Origin of the sequence: Streptomyces sp. NPDC017943, assembly GCF_044328425.1 — a bacterium.
In the GTDB taxonomy this organism is placed as follows: Bacteria; Actinomycetota; Actinomycetes; order Streptomycetales; family Streptomycetaceae; genus Streptomyces; species Streptomyces djakartensis_A.
In genome coordinates, this window is sequence record NZ_JBIRHH010000002.1 from 476,003 (window position 1) to 497,913 (window position 21,911).

23 protein-coding genes and 1 pseudogene are annotated in these 21,911 nt (G+C 73.5%); 10 read left to right on the forward strand and 14 right to left on the reverse strand.

Annotated features, from left to right (window positions below):
• The first annotated feature begins 8 nt into the window (after nt 1-8).
• From ACH4C6_RS07010 to ACH4C6_RS07020, 3 genes are read left to right on the forward strand one after another with little or no spacing between them, the layout of a single operon-like run.
• On the forward strand, nt 9-182 hold the full coding sequence (locus ACH4C6_RS07010) for a hypothetical protein (protein WP_398107478.1): 174 nt from the start codon (nt 9-11) through the stop codon (nt 180-182).
• 57 nt (nt 183-239) lie between these two features.
• Nucleotides 240-866, forward strand: coding sequence for a class E sortase (locus ACH4C6_RS07015; protein ID WP_398107479.1), 627 nt, complete (start codon nt 240-242; stop codon nt 864-866).
• A gap of 40 nt (nt 867-906) precedes the next feature.
• A complete protein-coding gene (locus ACH4C6_RS07020) occupies nt 907-1,623 on the forward strand; it encodes a TetR/AcrR family transcriptional regulator (protein ID WP_398107480.1) in 717 nt (238 codons plus the stop codon).
• 27 nt (nt 1,624-1,650) lie between these two features.
• On the opposite strand, the gene ACH4C6_RS07025 is transcribed toward ACH4C6_RS07020, so the two are convergent.
• The 3 genes from ACH4C6_RS07025 to ACH4C6_RS07035 form a co-directional block, all read right to left on the reverse strand.
• Nucleotides 1,651-2,565, reverse strand: coding sequence for an SDR family oxidoreductase (locus tag ACH4C6_RS07025; RefSeq protein WP_398107481.1), 915 nt, complete (start codon nt 2,563-2,565; stop codon nt 1,651-1,653).
• A gap of 89 nt (nt 2,566-2,654) precedes the next feature.
• The gene (locus tag ACH4C6_RS07030; RefSeq protein WP_398107482.1) at nt 2,655-3,284 is read right to left on the reverse strand and encodes an MBL fold metallo-hydrolase; all 630 of its coding nucleotides are present in this window, start codon (nt 3,282-3,284) and stop codon (nt 2,655-2,657) included.
• Nucleotides 3,284-4,372, reverse strand: coding sequence for an S-(hydroxymethyl)mycothiol dehydrogenase (locus ACH4C6_RS07035; RefSeq protein WP_398107483.1), 1,089 nt, complete (start codon nt 4,370-4,372; stop codon nt 3,284-3,286). Before ACH4C6_RS07035 ends, ACH4C6_RS07030 begins: the two co-directional genes overlap by 1 nt.
• 162 nt (nt 4,373-4,534) lie before the next feature.
• Between ACH4C6_RS07035 and ACH4C6_RS07040 the strand changes: the two genes are divergently transcribed.
• A complete protein-coding gene (locus ACH4C6_RS07040; protein WP_398107484.1) occupies nt 4,535-6,289 on the forward strand; it encodes an ABC transporter ATP-binding protein in 1,755 nt (584 codons plus the stop codon).
• 58 nt (nt 6,290-6,347) lie between these two features.
• Here the strand turns inward: ACH4C6_RS07040 and ACH4C6_RS07045 are convergent, their stop codons facing one another.
• Complete coding sequence (locus tag ACH4C6_RS07045; RefSeq protein WP_369192854.1) at nt 6,348-6,635, reverse strand: hypothetical protein; 288 nt, start codon at nt 6,633-6,635, stop codon at nt 6,348-6,350.
• A 173-nt stretch (nt 6,636-6,808) separates the two neighbouring features.
• Between ACH4C6_RS07045 and ACH4C6_RS07050 the strand changes: the two genes are divergently transcribed.
• Nucleotides 6,809-7,174, forward strand: a complete 366-nt coding sequence (locus ACH4C6_RS07050) for a nuclear transport factor 2 family protein (protein WP_398107485.1) — start codon at nt 6,809-6,811, stop codon at nt 7,172-7,174.
• Between the two features lie 21 nt (nt 7,175-7,195).
• On the opposite strand, the gene ACH4C6_RS07055 is transcribed toward ACH4C6_RS07050, so the two are convergent.
• Entirely contained in the window at nt 7,196-8,293 is a 1,098-nt protein-coding gene (locus ACH4C6_RS07055; protein WP_398107486.1) for a CU044_5270 family protein, read from the reverse strand.
• A gap of 161 nt (nt 8,294-8,454) precedes the next feature.
• A complete protein-coding gene (locus tag ACH4C6_RS07060) occupies nt 8,455-9,021 on the reverse strand; it encodes an RNA polymerase sigma factor (RefSeq protein ID WP_398107487.1) in 567 nt (188 codons plus the stop codon).
• A gap of 106 nt (nt 9,022-9,127) precedes the next feature.
• Between ACH4C6_RS07060 and ctaD the strand changes: the two genes are divergently transcribed.
• Nucleotides 9,128-10,738: a cytochrome c oxidase subunit I gene (gene ctaD, locus ACH4C6_RS07065; protein WP_398107488.1), complete on the forward strand. Its 1,611-nt coding sequence runs from the start codon at nt 9,128-9,130 to the stop codon at nt 10,736-10,738.
• Nucleotides 10,735-11,094 carry a hypothetical protein gene (locus ACH4C6_RS07070; RefSeq protein WP_398107489.1) on the forward strand — a complete coding sequence of 120 codons (360 nt, stop codon included), beginning with the start codon at nt 10,735-10,737 and terminating at the stop codon, nt 11,092-11,094. The genes ctaD and ACH4C6_RS07070 overlap by 4 nt, the downstream gene beginning before the upstream one ends.
• Nucleotides 11,095-11,447: 353 nt before the next feature.
• Here the strand turns inward: ACH4C6_RS07070 and ACH4C6_RS07075 are convergent, their stop codons facing one another.
• Nucleotides 11,448-12,107, reverse strand: coding sequence for a TetR/AcrR family transcriptional regulator (locus ACH4C6_RS07075; protein ID WP_398107490.1), 660 nt, complete (start codon nt 12,105-12,107; stop codon nt 11,448-11,450).
• Between the two features lie 144 nt (nt 12,108-12,251).
• Between ACH4C6_RS07075 and ACH4C6_RS07080 the strand changes: the two genes are divergently transcribed.
• Complete coding sequence (locus ACH4C6_RS07080; protein ID WP_398107491.1) at nt 12,252-13,505, forward strand: YncE family protein; 1,254 nt, start codon at nt 12,252-12,254, stop codon at nt 13,503-13,505.
• Between the two features lie 133 nt (nt 13,506-13,638).
• On the opposite strand, the gene ACH4C6_RS07085 is transcribed toward ACH4C6_RS07080, so the two are convergent.
• Nucleotides 13,639-15,612: a GTP-binding protein gene (locus tag ACH4C6_RS07085; RefSeq protein ID WP_398107492.1), complete on the reverse strand. Its 1,974-nt coding sequence runs from the start codon at nt 15,610-15,612 to the stop codon at nt 13,639-13,641.
• A 188-nt stretch (nt 15,613-15,800) separates the two neighbouring features.
• On the opposite strand from ACH4C6_RS07085, the gene ACH4C6_RS07090 reads away from it, so the two are divergent.
• Nucleotides 15,801-16,907, forward strand: coding sequence for an XdhC family protein (locus tag ACH4C6_RS07090; protein ID WP_398107493.1), 1,107 nt, complete (start codon nt 15,801-15,803; stop codon nt 16,905-16,907).
• 186 nt (nt 16,908-17,093) lie between these two features.
• Here ACH4C6_RS07090 and ACH4C6_RS07095 read toward each other — a convergent pair whose 3' ends face one another.
• The 6 genes and pseudogenes from ACH4C6_RS07095 to ACH4C6_RS07120 form a co-directional block, all read right to left on the reverse strand.
• Nucleotides 17,094-17,630, reverse strand: a complete 537-nt coding sequence (locus ACH4C6_RS07095) for a metallophosphoesterase family protein (RefSeq protein WP_398107494.1) — start codon at nt 17,628-17,630, stop codon at nt 17,094-17,096.
• 107 nt (nt 17,631-17,737) lie between these two features.
• Nucleotides 17,738-18,541, reverse strand: coding sequence for a class I SAM-dependent methyltransferase (locus tag ACH4C6_RS07100; protein ID WP_398107495.1), 804 nt, complete (start codon nt 18,539-18,541; stop codon nt 17,738-17,740).
• Nucleotides 18,528-19,415, reverse strand: coding sequence for a dTDP-4-dehydrorhamnose reductase (gene rfbD, locus ACH4C6_RS07105; RefSeq protein WP_398107496.1), 888 nt, complete (start codon nt 19,413-19,415; stop codon nt 18,528-18,530). The genes ACH4C6_RS07100 and rfbD overlap by 14 nt, the downstream gene beginning before the upstream one ends.
• Nucleotides 19,416-19,552: 137 nt before the next feature.
• A pseudogene (locus ACH4C6_RS07110) lies at nt 19,553-19,639 on the reverse strand (sugar phosphate nucleotidyltransferase); the annotation flags it as partial.
• Between the two features lie 104 nt (nt 19,640-19,743).
• Nucleotides 19,744-19,926 carry a hypothetical protein gene (locus tag ACH4C6_RS07115; RefSeq protein ID WP_398107947.1) on the reverse strand — a complete coding sequence of 61 codons (183 nt, stop codon included), beginning with the start codon at nt 19,924-19,926 and terminating at the stop codon, nt 19,744-19,746.
• Nucleotides 19,927-20,102: 176 nt separating this feature from the next.
• The gene (locus ACH4C6_RS07120) at nt 20,103-21,038 is read right to left on the reverse strand and encodes a LysR family transcriptional regulator (protein ID WP_398107497.1); all 936 of its coding nucleotides are present in this window, start codon (nt 21,036-21,038) and stop codon (nt 20,103-20,105) included.
• Between the two features lie 159 nt (nt 21,039-21,197).
• Here ACH4C6_RS07120 and ACH4C6_RS07125 point away from each other — a divergent pair, with 159 nt between their 5' ends.
• Nucleotides 21,198-21,893 carry a type 1 glutamine amidotransferase domain-containing protein gene (locus ACH4C6_RS07125; RefSeq protein WP_398107498.1) on the forward strand — a complete coding sequence of 232 codons (696 nt, stop codon included), beginning with the start codon at nt 21,198-21,200 and terminating at the stop codon, nt 21,891-21,893.
• The last annotated feature ends 18 nt before the right edge of the window (nt 21,894-21,911 follow it).

A 21,911-nucleotide genomic window follows, 5' to 3' on the forward strand; every position in this document is an offset into this window, starting at 1 on the left:
GAACAGTCATGGCGAACTACACAGGCGCCGGCGCCACAGCCGGAGGAGCCGGAGGAGCGGGTCTGCTGCCGGTCACCGGAGGCCCCGGCGGCGTCTGGTTCTGGATCGTCGTCTTCGTCCTGGTCTCGGCGGGATGCGCCGCACTGCGGCTGATCCCCCGCAAGGCCGGCGACGACGGCTGACAAGGCACCGGGGCGGGGCCGCGGCAACGGCCCCGCCGAAGAGGCGGGAGCCGCACCATGAGACGACTCGTGATCCGCCTGCTGGGCGTCGGCCTGATCGTCACGGGTCTGGCCCTCGGGGGCCTCGCACTCCTCCACGACCGGCAGGCCGACGGCGCCTACGACCGCGCGCAGCAGTCGCTGCGGCGGGACCTGGGGCAGCCGTCTGCCGACTCCGCGGCGGACCGGCCGCAGCGCCCCGCCCCGGGTGCCGGAGAGGCGTACGCGGTGCTGCGGGTCCCCCGCTTCGGCCCCGGCTTCGCCCCGGTGGTCGTCGAGGGCGTCTCGTCCGGGGATCTGCGCAAGGGTCCCGGGCACTTCCCGGGGACCGCCGGGCCGGGCGAGAAGGGCAACTTCGCCGTCGCGGGGCACCGGACCGGTTGGGGGGAGCCCTTCCGCCGCCTTCCGGACCTGCGCAAGGGGGACGCGCTGGAGGTCGAGCGCGAGGGAAGGGCGTACACCTACCGGGTCACCCGGACGAAGGTCGTCGAGCCGTCGGACGTCGCTGTCGTCGCCCCGGTGCCGGGACGTCCGCACGCCCGCCCCGAGAAGGCACGGATCACCCTGATCACCTGCGCGGACCGCGGCTGGGACGGGACCTACGCCCACCGGTTCGTCGTCTGGGGCGAACTCGACACACCGTGACGCCGGGCGCGGCGGCCGCCGCGGAGCGAGGAGGCAGGCGATGACGCACGGTCCCGGAGCGGGTGACGACGAGGACGGCCGGCAGGGCCGTCTGACCCGTGAACGGGTGCTCGCCGCGGCCCTGGACCTGGTCGACCGGGAGGGTCTGCCGGCGCTGACCATGCGCCGGCTGGGGGCGGAACTCGGCGTGGAGGCCATGTCGTTGTACCGCTACGCGCCCGGCAAGGACGCGCTGCTGGACGGCGTCCTGGAGGCCCTGCACCTGGAGCTGGAGGACCGCCTCACCCGCGGCCCCGCCCCGCGGCCCGCCCCCGGGGTCCCCGCCTGGCGGGCGGAACTGCACCGGATCGCGCGCCTCACCTACCAGGTGTGCCTCGACCACCCGGAAGGGGCGCTCCTCGTCTTCAGCCGCATGACGGGAGTGCCGCTGGCCCGAAGGTCCGCGGCGGTTCTCCGCAGGGACGAGCAGGTGCTCGCCCTGCTGCGGGACGCCGGGTACGGGGAGGCCCGCTCCGTGCGGCTGTGGCGTGCCTTCACCGGCTGGGTCCTCGGCTACGTGTCGGTCGAGCTGCGCGCCGTCGTGGACAACCCGGCCGAACCGGACCCCGCGTTCCGGCTGGGTCTGTACCGCATGCCGTTCCAGGAGTTGCCCGTGCTGCGCGCGACCGCTCCGGCCCTGGCCGAGCGAGGCGGGCCCGAGCAGCTGGCCAGAGGGCTGGACGCGCTGCTCGACCGCTTCACCGGGAAGGAGGGGTGACGCCGGTGTCGCGGGCCGGCGGGCCGGTCACCGGTAGCCGGTGGTGTCCGCCGGCTTGCCGGGGTCCTGGACCTCGACCAGGTAGCGCCAGGCGTCCGGGCGGCTGCCGTCGAGGTCGGTGAATCCGTACTCGCGGGCGAGGCCGCCGCTGGAGAGGGACCGGCCGTTCAGGCGTGCCACGTCCGGGTCGGCGGCCAGGGCGGCCACGGCCCGGCCGACGTAGCGGGGGGTCTCGGAGATGGCGAAGTGGGGGACGCGTTCCAGGGCGTCGCGCCAGTTGTCCTCGCTCACCCCGAAGGTCTCCAGCATCAGCTCCGAGCGCATCCAGCCGGGGGTGAGGGCGACGGCGGTGGCGCCGCGCGGGCCGAGTTCGTGGCCGAGGGCGAACGCCATGCGCAGGACGGCGCTCTTGGCGAGGTCGTAGAAGAAGTTCACGCGGTAGTGGTCGCGGTTGTAGTCGGCGGTGCCGTCGGTGACCTCGACGACCAGACCGCCGGGGTGGCGCAGCAGCAGGGGCAGCGCGTGGTGGCTGGTGACGGCGTGCGTCTCGACGGCCAGGCGCAGCAGCCGCAGTCCGTTGTCGAGGTCGTGCTCCCACAGCGGGCTCTCCCACTCGAAGAGCTTCTCCCCGCCCCAGATGTCGTTGACGAGGACGTCGAGGCGGCCCTGCTCCCGCGCGATGCGGTCGACCAGGGAGCGGACCTGGGCCGGGTCGAGGTGGTCGGCGGGGACCGCGATGCCCTTCCCGCCGGCCGCGGTGACCAGGTCGGCGGTGTCCTCGATGGTCTCCGGGCGGTCGTACTCCGAGCGACGGTCCCGGGTGGTGCGGCCGGTGACGTAGACCGTGGCTCCGGCCGCGCCGAGTTCGACGGCGATCCCCCGTCCCGCTCCCCGGGTCGCCCCCGCGACCAGTGCGACCTTGCCCTCGAGCTGTACCGGCATGTCCGGCCTCCCGTGTCCTCGACTGTGTGCCGTGTCCAGGGTGACGGGTAAGCCGGACATCTTCTGTCGCCTTTTACGGGGACACGCGCTCAGTGACCCCGGGTGATCCATTCCTGGAGATGCGGGGTCTCGGCGCCGATGGTCGTCGAGTCGCCGTGCCCGGTGCGCACCGTCGTCTCGGGCGGCAGGGTGAGCAGCCGGTCGCGGATGGAGTCGATGATGGTCGGGAAGTGCGAGAAGGACCGGCCGGTGGCGCCGGGCCCGCCCTGGAAGAGGGTGTCGCCGGTGAAGACGGTGCCCAGCCCGGGGTCGTGCAGGCAGACGGCGCCGGGCGCGTGCCCGGGCGTGTGGATCACGCGCAGGTCGGCGCCGCCGGCCTCGATCACCTGGCCGTCGACGAGCCAGGCGTCCGGCTCGCGGTCCGGGTGGGTCTGCTTCCACAGCGGCAGGTCGTCGCGGTGCAGCCAGATGGTCGCGCCGGTGCGCTCGGCGAGCGCCGGGGCCGCGTCGATGTGGTCGTTGTGGGCGTGCGTGCACACGATGGCCGTCAGCCGGCGGTCGCCGAGGGCCGCGAGGATGGCGTCGGCGTCGTGGGCGGCGTCGATGACGACCGCCTCGTGGTCGTCGCCGACGATCCACACGTTGTTGTCCACGTCCCAGGTGCCGCCGTCGAGGTGGAACTGCCCGGAGGTGACGAGGTGTTCGACACGCGTGGTCATCACAGCACCACCACCGAGCGCAGCACGTCGCCGTGGTGCATCCGCTCGAAGGCCTTCTCCACCTCGTCGAGCTGGATGGTCTCGGTGACGAACGCGCCGAGGTCCAGGCGCCCTTGCAGATGCAGGTCGATCAGCATGGGGAAGTCGCGGGAGGGCAGGCAGTCGCCGTACCAGGAGGACTTCAGGGATCCGCCGCGGCCGAAGACGTCCAGCAGCGGCAGTTCGAGCTTCATCTCGGGGGTGGGGACGCCGACGAGGACGACCGTGCCGGCCAGGTCGCGGGCGTAGAAGGCCTGCCGGTACGTCTCGGGACGGCCGACGGCCTCGATGACGACGTCGGCGCCGAAGCCGCCGGTCAGTTCGCGGATCGCCTCGACGGGGTCGGTCCCACGGGAGTTGACGGTGTGCGTGGCGCCCATGGAGCGGGCGGTCTCCAGCTTGCGGTCGTCGATGTCGACGGCGATGATCGTCGCCGCTCCGGCCAGCCGCGAGCCGGCGATCGCGGCGTCGCCGACCCCGCCGCAGCCGATGACGGCGACCGAGTCGCCGCGGCCGACGTTGCCGGTGTTGATCGCGGCGCCGATGCCGGCCATCACACCGCAGCCCAGCAGCCCGGCCACCTGCGGGGCCACCCGCGGGTCGACCTTCGTGCACTGCCCGGCCGCGACCAGCGTCTTCTCCGCGAAGGCGCCGATGCCGAGCGCCGGGGACAGCTCCTGGCCCGTCGAGGCGAGGGTCATCCTCTGCCGCGCGTTGTGGGTGTCGAAGCAGTACCAGGGCCGCCCGCGCAGACAGGCCCGGCACTTCCCGCACACCGCACGCCAGTTGAGGATGACGAAGTCGCCGGGCGCGACATCGGTGACGCCGTCGCCGACCGCCTCGACCACGCCCGCGGCCTCGTGGCCGAGCAGGAAGGGGAAGTCGTCGTTGATGCCGCCCTGCTTGTAGTGCAGATCCGTGTGGCACACCCCGCAGGCCTGGACGCGGACGACCGCCTCTCCCGGGCCGGGGTCGGGCACCACGATCGTCTCGATCCGCACCGGTTCGTCCTTGCCGGGCGCGATCACACCGCGTACTTCCTGGGCCATGGTGCTGACTCCTTCGTCGGCCGGGTTCGTTCCCTTCCGACCCTACGCGCGACTGATCGCCGAGGGGCGCGGATCGGCCTGCCGCGGGCCGGGAAACACCAGGCCGGCCGGGTCGGCGCCGACGTAGCCTGAACCGTCCGTCCGAGGCGCCGAAGGAGCGACGTGAGCATCGCAGAGACCGAGACCGCCGTACCGCCCTGGCGGTTGCTGCTCGGATACGTCCGGCCGCACCGCTGGTCCCTGCTGGCCGGTGCGGTGCTCTCCCTGGTCACCGGGGCGACCGGGCTGCTGCTGCCGCTGGTCGCGCGCGGGCTTATCGACGACCTGTCGCACGAGCGGGCCATCACCGGGGCGCTGCTGGCGATGTCCGCCCTGGTGATCACCAACGCGGCGCTGGGCGCGCTGGGTTCGTACGTGCTGCAGCGCACCGCCGAGTCGGTGGTGCTCGGTGCGCGCCGGGCGCTGTCGTCGTACCTGCTGCGGCTGCGGGTCGCCGCGGTGGACCGCAGCGAGCCCGGGGACCTCATGGCCCGCATCACCTCCGACACCACCCTGCTGCGCTCGGTCACCACGAACTCGCTGGTGGGTCTGGGCACCGGTGGGCTCACGCTGGTGGCGACGGTGGTGATGATGGGCCTGGTGGACGCCGTGCTGCTGGGGGTGACCCTGGCCGTGATCCTCGCCGCGGGCGTGGTGCTGGGAGTGATCGTCCCGCGTATCAACAAGGCGAGCCGCCGGGCGCAGGACGCCATCGGCGTCATGGGCGCCTCGCTGGAACGCACCCTGGGCGCGCTGCGCACCGTCAAGGCCTCCGGCGCCGAGCACCGCGAGGAGGTCACGCTGCACGAGGCCGCGCGGGAGTCGTGGCGGCAGAGCGTGCGGGCCGCCAAGTGGTCGGCGGCCGCGGGCAACACGGCGGGACTGGCCATGCAGATCGCCTTCATCACGGTGCTCGCGGTGGGCGGCGCGCGCGTGGCGACCGGAGCCGTCGACGTGGGCACGCTGGTGGCGTTCCTGCTCTACGTCTTCTATCTGATGTCGCCGATCCAGCAGGTCGTCGGCGCGGTCACGCAGTACCAGACGGGCGCCGCGGCCCTCACCCGCATCCAGGAGGCGCTGCGGCTGCCCGCCGAGCCCGCCGCCGCGCCCGCTCCGCTGCCCGGCCCGGACACCCGGCCCGCCGCCGTCGCCTTCGCGGACGTCCGCTTCCGCTACGCCGACGACCTGCCGCTCGTCCACCACGGGGTGACGTTCACCGTGCCCGCGCAGGGCATGACGGCCTTCGTCGGCCCGTCCGGCGCCGGCAAGACCACGGTCTTCTCCCTGATCGAGCGCTTCTACGACCCCGAGTCCGGCGTGATCACCCTCGACGGGCGCGACCTGGACGACTGGGAGCTCCCCCGGCTGCGGGCCTCGATCGGCTACGTGGAGCAGGACGCGCCGGTGCTGTCGGGGTCGCTGCGGGACAACCTGCTGCTGGGCCGTCCCGACGCCGACGAGGACGCCCTCGCCCGGGTGCTGAAGACGACCCGGCTCGACGAACTGGTGGCCCGGCTGCCGGACGGGCTCGACACGCTCGTCGGGCACCGGGGGACGAAGCTGTCCGGCGGGGAGCGGCAGCGCGTGGCGATCGCCCGCGCGCTGCTGCGCCGCCCGCGGCTGCTGCTGCTCGACGAGGCGACGTCACAGCTGGACGCGGTGAACGAGGCGGCGCTGCGCTACACCGTCGCGGACGTGGCCAGGACGACGACCGTCCTGGTCGTGGCCCACCGGCTGTCGACCGTGACGATGGCCGACCGGATCGTGGTGATGGACGCCGGCCGGGTCCGTGCGGTGGGCACCCACCGCGAACTGGTGACGGCCGACCCGCTGTACGCGGAGCTGGCGGCGACGCAGTTCCTGGCGGCGGCGGACTGAGCCCGGACGCACCTGAGGGCCGCCCCCGGAAGGGGCGGCCCTCGTCCGGGCGCGGCCGTCAGCGGACGTTCGGGAGGAACCCGAAGACCGGGGAGACCAGGCCGACGACCTGGTTCAGCTGGTCGAGGTCGTTGAGACGGTTGAGTCCGGCCAGCTGCGAGGAGGGCCGCAGGATCTCGTCCTTGTGCTCGGCGGGGATGTCGCTCACGGCCAGCGAGTCCAGGGTGGCCATGGGGCTGAGCGGGCTCTTGGCTCCCGTGTCGGCCGCCTGCGCCATCGGCGCGGCGAGACCGGTCACCCCCGCGGCGAGACCAACGGCGGCGACGATACGTCGTGTTGAGATCATGCCTGTCGCAACGCGGACGGGTCCCCCGCGGACACGGGTGCACCGCTCCCCTCACCCGTCAGGCCCAGCGCTCCCCGGGCTTGCCGCGTGCGCCGCGCGGGAGGAGGCTCGAGGTGGGAAGGCCCCACGCGGCCCGCCTCCGACCGGGCCGCGGCCCTGCCGAGGAGGTCATCATGGGCACGTCGACAGACTCCGCCTTCGACCGGGAGACACTGCGCCGGGGCCTTGAAGGCGGCACTCCGGACCTGCTGATGTCCCTCTACGCCGACGACGCCGAACTGCGCATCGTCGACCGGACGGCCCAGCCCAGTCACCCGAAGGTCCTGCACGGCCGGGAGGAGATCGGCCGGATGCTGGAGGACGTCTACAGCCGCGACATGACGCACCGGCTGGAGCACTGCGTCATCCAGGGCGACGAGGCGGCGTTCAGCGAGAGCTGCGAGTACGCGGACGGTGTGCGCGTGCTGTCCGAGTCCATGCTGTCGCTGCGGGACGGCAAGATCGCCGAGCAGACGCTGGTGCAGGCCTGGGACGAGTAGCCGGCGGCGGAACCCGGGCCGTCAGCGCATCCAGGCGCTGTAGGACAGGACGGCCCCCTCCCGTACGCCGTACCGCGGGTCGGGGGCCGTCAGGGTGCTCTCCAGGCCGAGCACGGCCCCGGTCGCCGGATCCATGATCAGCATGCGGCGGACGCCGCGTGCGTCGTGCACGTACGCCTGGCCCCGCCGGCCGAGCCGGTCGGTCACCTGCCCGGCCGGGCGCAGCCCGGCGGCGTGCTGGAGGAGCCGGGCCAGGGCGGCGTTCTCCCGCTGGCCGAGGGTCCAGTGGTCCAGCAGGGTCGCCGCCGCGTCCAGCAGGTCGGGCGTGGTGAGCGGCGTGTCGGTGTGCCGGACCTCCATGAGGTAGGCCCGCAGGCGGCCGGGGTCGTGGGGCGGGGGTGACTGGGGCGGTGCGTCGCTCCAGCTGGGCGGGTAGGTCCGGTCGAGCAGGACGGGTCCGTCCCCGTCGTGCCGCGGCACACCGCCCTCGTCCGAGAGGACGGGGCGGCCGGGGTGTTCCGGGCCGGTCTCGACGACGAGTTCGGTGTGGCTGCCGTCGGGCCGCCAGCGCACGAGCCGCTCCTCGGGCAGGGTCACCGGAGGTGCGTCCTCCGACATGCCGAGGCTCCAGGACCGTACGTGGGTGCCCTTGCGCAGCCGGGGTGCGCCCGTGGCCCCGATCGCGGCGGAGGCCCGCTCGGCCAGCCGGTCCAGGGGCAGGGCCGCGGAGCCGGTCCGGACGACGAGCGGCCGGGGCGCGGCGAGGGCGGGCGGGGTGCCCGGGCCGCTCAGCACGAGGGCGAGGGTCACGACGGTCACGACGGCCGTGGCCAGAAGCCCCCAGGCCAGCGAGGCCCGGCCGGGGGCGGGCAGCCACCGGTGCCGCCGCGTCGCGCCGGCTCGCGCCGGGGGCGCTGCCGTCCACCGGCTGCGCGCCGGCCGGGCGCGGCCGGGTGCGGGCAGCCGCAGCCGCGGGTTCCGCCGGAGCCGGGGCGGCCTCTCCTTCAGCAGGTCCTCCAGGCGGCGCTCGGCCCGGTGGTCCAGGGGGCCGTCGCCGAAGCGGGAACCGTCGGCCGGCACCGGGTCGGCGCCACGCAGGAGATCGAGTTCATCGGCCACGGCGGTGCTCCTCGGGAACGGTCACGCACGGGTGCTCGGGGGTCGGCACGGGAGTCACGGGACGCGGGCGGTCACGTCCGGGAGCCGCGGCGCTGCTCTCCCGCACGCTCGCGCCCGCGTGCTCGGCGATCGGGGACGGGAGACGCAGCCCGCCGTGTCCGTCACTCACGACCGGGCTCCCCCGGGACGGCCGCGCACGGGCGCCCGGGGGCCGGGACCGGCGCCGGGGGGCGCAGGCGGTCGATCTCGGCTCTGAGGCGGCGCCGGGCGCGGTGCAACCGCATCGCCGCGGCCCTGCTGCCGCAGCCCAGGGCGACGGCCACCTCGTCGATGCCGAGTTCCTCCCAGGCCGTCAGGCGCAGCACCTCCTGGTCGGCGGCGGAGAGCCGGGCGAGGGCCTCGTGCACCCAGGCACCCGGGGTGTCCGCCTCCGGGCCCGCGGTGATGTGCCGCCGGTGGGCGGTGTCGTCGTTGCCGAGCCGGTCGAGCAGCCGACGGCGGCGCCCGTGCCCGCGGACGGTGTTCGCCAGGCAGTTGCGTGCCACGCCGTACAGCCAGGGCAGCGCGGCGGCCGGCAGGTCGGCCCGGCGGCGCCAGGCGACCGTGAACACCTCCGCCACCACTTCCTCCACCTCACCGGCCCGCCCGTCCAGCCGCCGCGCCACATAGCGGCTGACCGCCCAGTAGTGCTCGCGGTAGGCAGCGGCGAAGACCTCGTCGTCGCTCATGTCCCGTCCGTGTCCGGCACTTCCCCGATCGTCACACCCGGTTGCGGTGACGTTCGTCGCGTCCGTGCAGTGTGACCTCCGGCCGGGGCGCGGACACAGGCGGGGCATGAGGCATCTCAAGTGGCTGACGACCACGGATCACAAGACGATCGGCACGCTGTACCTGGCCACGTCGTTCGCGTTCTTCGTCATCGGTGGCGTGATGGCCCTGTTCATGCGCGCCGAGCTCGCCCGGCCCGGTCTGCAGATCATGTCGAACGAGCAGTTCAACCAGGCGTTCACGATGCACGGCACGATCATGCTGCTGATGTTCGCGACGCCGCTGTTCGCGGGCTTCGCGAACTGGATCATGCCGCTGCAGATCGGCGCGCCGGACGTGGCGTTCCCGCGGCTGAACATGTTCGCCTACTGGCTGTACCTGTTCGGCTCGCTCATCGCGGTCGGCGGCTTCCTCACGCCGCAGGGCGCGGCCGACTTCGGCTGGTTCGCCTACAGCCCCCTGTCGGACGCGGTCCGCTCCCCGGGTATCGGCGCCGACATGTGGATCATGGGTCTGGCCTTCTCCGGCTTCGGCACGATCCTCGGCTCGGTCAACTTCATCACCACCATCATCTGCATGCGCGCCCCGGGCATGACGATGTTCCGCATGCCGATCTTCACCTGGAACGTGCTGCTGACCGGTGTGCTGGTCCTGCTGGCCTTCCCGGTGCTGGCCGCGGCCCTGTTCGCGCTGGAGGCGGACCGCAAGTTCGGCGCCCACGTCTTCGACTCGGCCAACGGCGGAGCGTTGCTGTGGCAACACTTGTTCTGGTTCTTCGGCCATCCAGAGGTGTACATCATCGCGTTGCCGTTCTTCGGCATCATCAGTGAGGTCATCCCGGTCTTCTCCCGCAAGCCGATGTTCGGTTACACGGGTCTGATCGGCGCGACCATCGCGATCGCGGGTCTGTCCGTGACGGTGTGGGCCCACCACATGTACGTCACCGGTGGTGTGCTGCTGCCGTTCTTCTCCTTCATGACGTTCCTCATCGCCGTCCCGACCGGCGTGAAGTTCTTCAACTGGATCGGCACCATGTGGCGCGGGAGCCTGTCGTTCGAGACGCCGATGCTGTGGGCGACCGGCTTCCTGATCACGTTCGTCTTCGGCGGACTCACCGGCGTGCTGCTCGCCTCGCCGCCCCTCGACTTCCACGTCTCCGACTCGTACTTCGTCGTCGCGCACTTCCACTACGTCGTCTTCGGCACCGTGGTGTTCGCGATGTTCTCCGGATTCCACTTCTGGTGGCCCAAGTTCACGGGCAGGATGCTGGACGAGCGCCTGGGCAAGATCACCTTCTGGACGCTGTTCACCGGCTTCCACGGCACGTTCCTGGTGCAGCACTGGCTGGGCGCCGAGGGCATGCAGCGCCGGATCCCCGACTACCTGGCCGTCGAGGGCCTGACGACCCTCAACATGGTGTCGAGCGCCTTCTCCTTCCTGCTCGGCCTGTCACTGCTGCCGTTCTTCTACAACGTCTGGAAGACCGCCAAGTACGGCAAGCCCGTCGGCGTCGACGACCCATGGGGCTACGGCCGCTCCCTGGAGTGGGCCACCTCCTGCCCGCCGCCGCGGCACAACTTCCTGGCCTTGCCCAAGATCCGCAGCGAATCCCCGGCGTTCGACCTGCACCGGCCCGCGATCGCGGCCGAGGCCACACGGGAGCTGACGCTCCGGTGACCGCGCCGGACGGCACCCCGCCGGACCTGCGGGCGTTCCACAACGACGTCCAGGGTCATCTGCTCGTCGCCGCGGCGCACCAGGAGGCGCGCACGGCCGCCGCCCGGTGCGCCGCGGCCCTCGACTGGCTGACCACGGCGCAACGGGCCGAGGTGGAACGGCGGTTCGCTCAGGAGCACCTGGCGCTCACCCGCGTCTCGTGGGAGCGCACGGCCCGCCGCGGCGAGGAACTGCGGGCCGAGTACGAGGCCGTCTACCGCGCACTCCGCGCGCGGCTCCTGGCCGGGCTGCTGCTGACCGGCGCGCTGGTGGCGGCGGTCGGCTGCGTGGTGCTGTGGGCGGGTGGGCCGCACTGACCGGCAGCACAGCGGCTGCGGCACCCTGCGCCGGTCCTGCGGGCACCCCGTCCGCGCCCGCAGCGCCGACGGGAAGACCCGGTAGCCTGCGCCGGCCGGTCGAGGCGGGCCGGGGCTCGGAAGGGCCGGGCCTCGGGAGGCCGGGGCTCGGAAGCGCCGGCGCGGGCCCGTGAGGTCAGCGGGAGCCCGTGAGGCTGGGGCGGGCAGGTCAGGGCGGGGCCAGGAGGCCACGTCCGGCCCGTGAAAACCAGGGTTAAGGCCCAGTTCCAGGCCGGACCGAGGTCCCTGGGCGGCGGGGGGCCCGGGGCGATCCCGGGCGGGCCCGGAGGACCGGTACTCGCGCCCCGCGCGTTTCAGCCCCGACCCCGCCACCCCGGTGGCCTGAGGATGGCCAGGAGCTGGCGGACCAGTTCGTCGACGACCTCGTCCAGGGTCGCGTCGACCCAGCCGGCGCTCCAGTCGTGGAGCAGGCCGTTGACGCTGCCGATGAAGGCCGTCGCCGCCAGCCGGTAGTCCCGGGGCGCCGCCTCGCCGCGGGCGGCAGCCGCGTCGGCCTCGGCGCAGATGAGGTCGACCCAGCCCGCCCGGCGGGCGAGCCGCTGCTCCTCCAGGCGCCGGCTGACGCCGATGATCTCCACGAATGTGATGCGGATCCGGCGCGGGTCGGCGGTGACGCTGCGCGCGTAGGCCCGGAAGACCGCAGTGACGCGCTCGGTGAGCGGCAGGTCCGCCGCACCCGCCGCCGCCTCCAGCACCGCCGCCTCCGCCCAGCCGTTGACCTGCAGGTGGAGCGCGGCGAGCACGTCCTCCAGGGTGCGGAACTCCTCGTAGAACTGACGGGTCGACAGTCCGGCCGCTTCGCTCAGCGCGGCGACCGTGGTGGCCCGGTAGCCGGGGGTGCCGCCGAAGAGCTGGAGCGCGGCGTCGAGGAACCGCCGGCGCCGCTCCGCCTGCCGTTCCTCGGCCGTCCTGCCGCCGTAGCGGCCCGTCGGCGCTCTGAGTCTGCCCGGCACCCGCTCTCCCCTCGTGGCCCGCTCACAATTTTGTCGTGTACGCGGTCTTGTGGAGAAGGGCACCCCCTCCTTACTTTTCAGTAAGTTCACTGTGAAAGCACGTGTGTTCAGATTCCTCACCCCACCGCAGAGGAGGGATCAGCCATGTCCGTCTCCCGACGACGGCACCTGTGCTCCCTGACCGCCGCCCTGGCCCTGACCGCCGCCGTCCCCGCCACCGCCGCCGCGGCGCCCCCGAGTTCGCCCGCCGCGCTGCGCGAGGTAATGTTCGTGGGCAACAACTGGGACGGCACCGCCGATGTCATCGCGTCCAGCGGTGACTTCGGGAGGATCGGCCGGATCGACGTCGTCCCCGACAAGGAACAGCGGATGGCGGAGATCAACGCCAACCCCATCAAGTGGATCTACTTCATGGCGATCCGCAACAGCGTCGGCGAGGGGCACGACCAGTTCGTCGACGACATGTACTCCACCCCGGACGGCACGGCGATGGTGGTCTCCCGGCCGAGCTTCGCCGACGTCGTCTCCATCGACCTCGCCTCGGGCCGCATCAACTGGCGCTTCCCCGTGTCGGGTTACCGCTCCGACCACATGGCGGTCTCCCCCGACGGCAGGCGCGTCGCGGTGTCGGCGTCGACGTCCAACACGGTGCACGTCCTGGACATCGTCTCCGGCAAGGAGCTGGGCAGGTTCGCCACCGGCGACAAGCCGCACGAGAACATCTTCACCCAGGACGGCAAGTACATCTACAACATGGCGATCGGCGACGTGAACACCCAGACCGACGCCCCGTGGCTGGACTGGACGAAGGGCGACCGCCGCATCACCGTCGTCGACGCGACCACGTACAAGCAGGTCAAGGTCATCGACATGCGCCCGCAGCTGGACGCGCTCGGGCTGAAGGACTTCTCCGACGCGGTCCGGCCCGCCGTCTTCTCGCCGGACGAGTCGAAGCTGTACTTCCAGGTGTCGTTCTTCAACGGCTTCTTCGAGTACGACGTCGCCTCCGGCAGGATCACCCGCACGAAGACCCTGCCGGAGAACCCCGCGACGAGCGACGACCGCACCACGTTCGTCAACGACTCGCGCCACCACGGCATCTCGATGAGTCCCGACGGCAGCAAGCTGTGCGTGGCGGGCACCATGGACGACTACGCCACGGTCGTCGACCGGACGACGCTCCAGGAGGGCCCGCTGATCACCGCCGCCAAGCCCTACTGGGCCACGATCAGCGGCGACGGCAAGTCCTGCGTGGTGTCGGAGAGCGGCACCGACCAGGTCACCGCCATCGACTTCGCCACCGGCAGGAAGGTCGTGTCCGTGCCGGTCGGCGACCATCCCCAGCGGGTGCGGCTCGCCCGTGTCCCGGCCGACTGGACCGGCCCCGGGGCCCGTTGACCCCCTCCGGCGTCCGTCGGTCACCTGCGCGGTGCGGACCCCGGACACCCCGCACGGTGACCGGCGGGCGCCGGCCGGCACCGCCTGCCGCCGGCACCGCCGGCCGCCGGTGCCATGGGCGTTCCCGCCCTGCTCAGCCGCTCACCCGGCGCGTCACGTTCAGCAGGTACTCCTTCCTGTTCAGCGGGTTGTGGTCGGTGCGCGCACGCTCGGGGACCGCGCCGTGCGTGACGGGCGCGTAGTGGGAGAACGCGCTCTCCAGCTCCCCCTCGCCCCGGGTCGGTGCGGGCAGCCGCTGCCCCAGGTCGTGCACCCGGGCGGCGGGCACGGTGCCGTCCAGGACGCACACGTCGTCCCGGGTGTGCGTCGTCTCCGGTACGGCCCCGAGCCGGGTGAGGACCGGCAGCAGGGCCCCCAGGGTGTCGGCGGGCGCTTCGAGGCGGAAGCGGTGCACCGGCTCGTGCACACGCGTCCCGGCCCGGCGCAGCGCCTCGGTCAGCACCAGCGGGGTCAGGCCCCGGAAGTCGGCACCCGTGCTCGACATGCTCTTGTCGAACCCCTGGTGGGCGTGGCTCTGCCGGGGCCAGTAGCCGCAGTGGGTCAGGGTCACGACGCAGTCGGGAACCCGCCAGCCGTGCAGGCCCTGCTCCAGGGTCTCGCGCACGGTGTCCTCCACGGCCTTGAAGAAGGCGTACGGCATGGACCCGAGCTCCACCTCCAGCCGGAAGCCGACGCCCGAGCCGGCCGGTGCGGGCTCGACGCGCAGACCCACCGTGGCGAGGAACGGGTTCGGGTCCTTGTCGATGAACTCCACGGCCTGCCCCGTGCCGGTGAGCCGCTCGACGCACAGCGGGGTGGTTTCGCGGAAGCCGACGTCGAGGCCGTACTCCTCGGCGAGCGTGGCCTGGACGACCTCCTTCTGCACCTCGCCGTACAGGGAGAGCGAGCTCTCCCGCCGGCGCTCGTCGTACCGCAGGCCGATCAGCGGGTCCTGCTCGGCGAGCTGGGTGAGCGCCAGGTGCAGCGCCCCGCGGTGCGCACCGGGTCCGGGGACCACGACCGTCTCCAGCGTCGGCGGGGCGAAGACGTGCGCGTACTCCGTGCCCGCCTCGCCGACCGGGTCGCCGATCCTGATGCCGGTCAGGCCGGTGACGCGCGCGATCTGCCCGGCGCCGACGCGGTCCGCGGGGGTGTCGGTGCCCCGGGCGAAGACGCTGATGCCGGTGACCCGGCCCTCGGCGCCGTCCGTCCCGAAGGGGATCCGGTCGCGGGTGCGCAGGGTGCCGGAGAACATCCGCACGTAGGCGATCCTCTCCCCCGCCGGACCCCGCTCGACCTTGAACACGGTGCCGGACAGCGGCCCGTCGCCGTCGCCGTCCCCCGGGGGCAGCAGCCGCCCGATCCCGGACAGCAGCGCGTCCACGCCGGCGCCCGTGGCCGCCGAGCCGAACCAGAGGGGGTGGACGAGCGCCTGCCGGGTCTGCGCGGTGAGGGAGCGGTGCAGGAGCGCGGGCGTGACCGCGTCCTCGACGTAGGCGGTCAGCAGGGCGTCGTCGTGCTCGGCCAGCACGTCCAGGGCGGCGGCCGGGCCGGGCCCGGGCGTGGCACGGGCCGCGCGGGTGCCGAGGCCGGCGACGGAGCCGAGGGGGACGACGGCCGGGGTCAGCCGGGCGGCGATCTCCCGCAGGACCTCCTCGTGGCGCGCCCCGCCGCGGTCGATCTTGTTGACGAACAGCAGCGTCGGGATGCGCAGCCGCTCGAGGGTGCGCATCAGCACCCGCGTCTGCGCCTGCACCCCTTCGACGGCGGAGATCACCAGGACGGCGCCGTCGAGCACCCCCAGCACGCGCTCCACCTCGGCGATGAAGTCGGGGTGCCCCGGGGTGTCGATGAGGTTGACGCTCACGCCGTCCAGCGGGAACGACACGACGGCGGACTTGATGGTGATGCCGCGCCGGCGCTCCAGCGCGAGGGTGTCGGTGCGGGTGCTGCCGTCGTCGACGCTGCCGATCCGGTCGATGACCCCGGCCGAATGGAGCAGCCGCTCGGTCAGGCTGGTCTTACCGGCGTCGACATGGGCGAGGATTCCGAGGTTGAGCGTGGGCACGAAGCGTCATGTCCTTCGAGAAGAGAACCGTGTGGGACCGGAGGGACATGAACGCTGGACGCATCTGTGCGGCTCCTCGGACTCGATGACGCGCTGTCCTGAGCAGTGCAGCAGATCGTCCCGGGGGGCAGCAACGGCTTTGTCCGCCGCGGGGGGTACCCGGGGGCGGTCGAGGAGAGGAGCGGTTCGTGCGGGATCTGCTGCCGGTGCTCGGCCGCTGGTACGCGGCCGGGATCCCGTTCGGCCTGGCGACGGTCGTCGAGGTCAGCCGCAGCGCGCCGCGCGAGGCGGGCGCCGCGATGGCGGTCGGGCCGGACGACGAGGTCGTGGGCAGCGTGTCCGGCGGCTGCGTCGAGGGCGCGGTGTTCGAGCTGGTCCGGGAGGCGGTGGCGGACGGCGAGGCGCGGCGGGAGACGTTCGGCTACAGCGACGAGGACGCCTTCGCCGTCGGACTGACCTGCGGCGGCGAGATCACCGTGCTGGTGCGTCCCGTCACGCCCGCGCTGGACCCGGCCCTCGGCACGGTCGCGGACTGCGTCGCGGCCGGCGCGCCGGTGACGCTGGCGACGATCACCGGGGGGCCGGCACGCCTCGGTGCGGCCCTCGCCGTCCGTCCCGACTCGGTATCGGGCACGTTGGGCGCGAGCGGGCTGGACGCGGCCGTGACCGCCGACGCCCGCGGGGAACTGGCCCTGGGCGCGGGCGGTCTGCGGCACTACGGGCCCCAGGGGCAGCGCCGTGAGGACTCCGTCGGGGTCTTCCTTCAGTCCTTCGCGCCGCCGCCGCGGATGCTGGTCTTCGGTGCGATCGACTACGCCGCGGCCGTGGCGCGGATCGGCCTGTTCCTCGGCTACCGCGTCACCGTCTGCGACGCCCGCCCGGTCTTCGCCACGCCCCGGCGCTTCCCCGAGGGTGTCGAGGTGGTCGCCGAATGGCCGCACCGGTACCTGCGCGGCACGGACACCGACGAGCGCACGGTGGTCTGCGTCCTCACCCACGACCCCAAGTTCGACGTGCCGCTGCTGACCGAGGCGCTGCGCCGGCCGGCCGCGTACATCGGGGCGATGGGCAGCCGCCGCACCCATGCCGAGCGGGCGGAGCGGCTGGCCGCGGCGGGCCTGACGCGGCGGGAGCTGGCACGGCTGCGCTCACCGGTCGGGCTGGACCTCGGGGCGCGTACCCCGGAGGAGGTCGCGGTGTCCGTCGCCGCGGAGATCGTGGCGATGCGCTGGGGCGGCAGCGGAGCACCGCTCAGTACGACGCGGGGCGCCGTACACCCGCCCGTCGACGGCTGACCCCACGGTGCGGTGCCAACTGCCTTGCGGCCGAATGCCGATCCTCGGCGAGCCACAGCAGGCGTGGTGCCCCCCGATCTCCTCGTCCGTGGCAAGGCCCGCGGCGACGAGCCGGGCCCATCCCCGTCGGACAGTGGCGGCCTGCCGGTTGTCCGGGGCCGGTGCTCGTCCCGGCCCCTGGGCGGATCACGCCACGTCGCCGCGCCTGCGCGGTCGGGCCGGTGCGCGGGGCGGGAGGCGGTGGAGTTCCACTTCGCCGAGCCGGCCGTCGGTGACCCTGGCGGTCATGTACGTGCAGTGCGGCTGCCGGCGGCGGTCCGTCGGCGAGCCCGGGTTGAGCAGGCGCAGACCGGAGGGGGCCGTGGTGTCCCACGGAATGTGGCTGTGGCCGAACACCAGCACGTCGAGGCCGGGGAACCGGGCGGCGCAGCGTGCCTCCCGCCCCTGCTTGGCCCCGGTCTCGTGGATCACCGCGAAGCGCACCCCGCCGAGCTCGGCGTACGCCACCTCGGGCAGCCGCGCGCGCAACTCCGGGCCGTCGTTGTTGCCGTACACCGCGACGAGCCGGCGGCAGCGGTCCTCCAGCAGGTCGAGGGTGTCCGCGTCGACCCAGTCCCCGGCGTGGAACACGACGTCGGCCCGCGGCAGTTCCTCGAGAAGCGGGGCGGGCAGCACCTTGGCCCGCTTGGGCAGATGGGTGTCGGACATGAGCAGCAGACGCACGTGCTCAGCGTACGGCCGCCGCCGGAGGTCCGCCGGGGCACGGGGTTGCGGACGCGCCGCAGGCCCGGACGCGTACGGCGTCCGGGCCTGCGGCGTGTCCGGTGCGGTCAGCGGCTGACGCCGACCTGCTCCAGCGAGCGGCGCAGCGGCTCCCAGCCGATCCTGCGGGACAGGCCGCGGTTGCGGGCCTGGGTGAGCGGACCCCAGAAGCCCGCCTCCAGCAGGGCCTCGGGGCGCACGGCACCGGCCCGTTCCAGGATCGCCTCGGGCACCTTCTGCGGGTCGGGCACCTTGTACTCGGCCATGATCTCGTCGTACTTGTCGTGCAGCACCCGGTTGGCCGGGTCGGCGCCGAAGACGAGGAGCTGCCCGGTGGGGGCGGTGTCCACCAGGACCGTGACCAGGTCGGGGCGGTAGCGCGCCAGCACCTCGGTGATCTTGTAGACGTCGCCCGTCCAGGCGTCGGTGTGCCGGTCCCGGGCCGCCTCGTCGACGCTGCGCGGCAGCATGTCGTCCAGAACGATCACGCTCGACCAGTCCGAGTACTTCTCGACGTTCATGAAGTCGCGCAGCGCGAACTCGAACAGGTGCATGCCGTCGATGAAGGACAGGTCGAGCGTGGTGCGGCGCCAGTAGCCGATCGGGCTGCGGCCGCGGCGCAGGTTGCGCAGCGGGTGGCGGCCGCCCTTGAGGTGCTGCAGGGGGTTGTCCCGCGCGAAGAAGTCATCGCTGGTGGCCTTCACCAGGTGGACGTCGCAGCGCAGTTCGGAGACCACCTTGAAGGCGGGGTCGATCGCGATGCTGGGCACGCGGGACAGCGTCAGGCTGCGCCCGTCGTTGACGCCGATCTCCAGGTAGTTCCGGTTGGCGCTGACCTTGTGCAGTTCCCGGAGGAACTCATGGCGTTTCACGAGGGAGACCTTCCTTGCGGATACGGGGCAGTGCTTCGTGCAGGGCGGTGCGCCAGTCACGTGGCCGGGGCAGGCCGATCTCCGGCCACCGGCGGTGTGCGAGGGCGCTGTACGCCGGGCGGGGCGCGGGCCGCGGGAAGGCCGCGCTGCTCGTGGGGCGCACCCGGTCGGGGTCGGCGCCGATGAGGGAGAACACCTCGCGGGCCAGCTCGTACCAGCTGGCCTCGCCGCGGTTGGTGGCGTGGAAGACGCCGTGTCCGCCGGTGGCGAGCCGGGGGCCGAGGTCGGCGATCCGCTCGGCCACGTCGGCGCTCCAGGTGGGCTGCCCGCGCTGGTCGTCGACGACGTCGAGGGTGTCGCGGCGGGACTCCAGCTCGATCATGGTGCGGACGAAGTTGCGGCCGTGGGCGCCGTAGAGCCACGCGGTGCGTACCACGGCGCTCGCGCCGGGCAGTTCCTCCAGCACGGCCTGCTCCCCGGCCAGTTTGCTGCGGCCGTAGGCGGTGCGCGGGCCGGTGGGGTGGTCCTCCGGGTAGGGGGTGGTGCGGGCCACGCCGGAGAAGACATGGTCCGTGGAGACGTGGATCAGGCGCGCGCCGTGCGCGGCGCAGGCCCGGGCCAGCAGCCGCGGGCCGTCGCCGTTGACCTCCCGCGCCCGCGCCTCGGCGGTCTCGGCGTCGTCGACGGCCGTGTACGCGGCGCAGTTCACGACCACGCCGGGGCCGTGCTCGCGCACCGCCGCATCGACGGCGCGGGGGTTCGTGATGTCGAGGGCGGCGCGGTCGAGCCCGGTCACGGTCCCGCCGCGGCGGGTCAGCTCCTCGACGACGTCGCGGCCGAGCATGCCGCCCGCGCCGGTGACCAGCCACCTCATGCGCGCCCTCGGGCGCCGTGCCGCTTGGGCGGCTTCCCGCAGGCCCGTCCGCCCGGGCACCGGGCGACGGTCCCGGTGCGGCGGGCGGTGAAGTCGCGGCGCGCGGACGGCCGTCGGGGGGTGCGGTGGGTGCCGGTGGCCACCGGCAGGAGCTGTGCGGCCGACGTGTGGGTGATCGGCCTCAGCCGTGCACCTGCACCACCGGACAGCACGAGAGCCTTCATTGGGCTCACCTTAGTCGCGATCCGGCGGTTGTGAACATCACTTCGGCGGGTTGCCGACGTGCGGAGTTGCCCGGATCGTCACCGCGCGTTCGTCCGGCGGGCGGTCAGTCCTCACCCCGGACTATGTTCCACTCCGGCCCGGCGTGGGCCGCTCCTGCCGTGGCCCGGTCCTCGACGGCCGGCAGGCAGGTGCGCACCGGGCTCTTGCCGTGCAGGCGGCGTGCCGTCGACCAGCCGGTCTCGGGGCGGCGGGCGGCGGGCTTCTCGGGGAGGTCCATGGACGTCACGGCTCATCATCTTCCTTCTGTTTCCGCTCCTCTTCGGGTGTCCGGTGACGAACCGGGCAAACACCCGCGGCCCGCACGGGACGGTCATCGCTCCGACTCCCGTGCGGTGTACGCCCGTTGACCCGGGGTCGCCTGTCGGGCACCGGTGCAGGGCCACCGGTTCCGGGCCCGCCTCCTCACCAGTCGCGGGCCGCTGCCAGCAACCGGTCACGGACGAGGACCACGTGCGGGTTGCCGGGGGTCCCGGGCCGCTGGACGAGGAAACCGGTGTTGATCGGCGCGTCCTCGGGGTCGTCGAGCAGGACGAGCGCGCCGGAGTCCAGTGCGGCGGCGCACAGGTAGCGCGGCAGCACACTGAAGCCGGCTCCCGCGGCGACCAGCGCGAGGACGGCCCTCAGGTCGGGCGCGGAGACGGCGGCGCGGCCGTTCAGGCGGCGGCCGAAGACGTGCCGCCAGTAGCGCCGCACGATCGGCAGGTCCTCGGCGTACGCGATCAGCGGGACGTCGTGGAGGGCGGCGGGCCCCTCGGCGGCCAGGCGCTCCCGGACGCGGCCGGCCCACTCGGGCGCGGCGACCAGGACGAACTCCTCGTCCGTCAGCGGCACCGCGGACAGGGTGCGGCCGCGGGGCCGGGTGGTGGAGACGACCAGGTCGTGGCGTCCGGCGCGCAGCTCCTCCAGGAGCGGTTCCGTCAGGCCCGTGGTGACGCGCAGCCGCACGCCGTCGGTGACGAGCGGGGCCAGGGCGGGCAGGGCCCGGGTGGCGAGCAGCTCGGCGGGGCCGGCCAGGTGGACCGGCTCGGCGGTCGCCTCGCGTCGCCGCCCGTGGCCGGTCACCTCGGCGAGCGCGTCGAGCGGGGCGGCGACGCGGGCCGCGAGGTCGTGGGCGACCGCGGTGGGGGCGACGCCGCGGTGCAGGCGTTCGAACAGCTCCCGGCGGGTCTGCCGCTCCAGCGAGCGGATCTGGGTGGTGACGGTCGGCTGGGACAGGCCGAGCAGCTGTCCGGCGGCCGTGAAGGACCCGGACCGGTAGACGGCCAGGAAGGTCCGCAGGAGGTTGAGGTCGGGCTGGGCGGGCGTACCGGCGGAGCCGACGGGGTCGAGAGACTTCACGAGAGCCGACAGTACCGCTCGGTGCCATGGAAATTCCTATGGCAGGTATGGAAAGTTCCATTGGAAGGCCGGGGGTCCACGGTCCTACGGTCGTCACTGTCCGAGTCATCGCCGCGGTGTCCGACCGCGGCTCGTATCCCTGGTCCCTGGAGTTCCCCCATGTCGAAGATCCTCTTCGTCGTCACCGGCGCCGACACCTGGACGCTGGCCGACGGCACCGCCCACCCGACCGGCTTCTGGGCCGAGGAGGTCGTCGCCCCCTTCGAGGCCTTCCGGGACGCCGGCCACGAGGTCGTCGTGGCCACGCCCGGTGGGGTCGTGCCCACCGTCGACCGCGCGTCGCTCGCCCCGGAGGTGAACGGCGGCCGGGAGAACGCCGACCGGATCGCGGCGGCCCTCGCGTCCTTCTCCGGGCTGCGCCGGCCGGTGCGGCTGGAGGACGTACGGGTGGAGGAGTTCGCGGCCGTCTTCTACCCCGGCGGTCACGGCCCGATGGAGGACCTGGCCGTGAACGGCGACTCGGGGCGGCTGCTCGTCCGCGCCCTGGAGTCGGGGATGCCGCTCGGTGTGGTCTGCCACGGACCGGCCGCGCTGCTGGCCGCCGTCGGGCCCGACGGGGTGAACGCGTTCGCCGGCCACGAGGTCGCGGCGTTCACCAACGCCGAGGAGATCCAGGGCGGTCTCGCCGACCGTGCCCCCTGGCTGCTCCAGGACCGCCTCACCGAGGCCGGCCTGCTCGTCCGCGCCGGTGAGCCCTGGGCGCCGCACGTGGTCACCGACCGCAACCTCGTCACCGGCCAGAACCCGGCGTCCTCCGCGCCGCTGGCGCAGGAGCTGCTGAAGCGGCTGGGCTGACCCGCGGGCCCGGGGCGC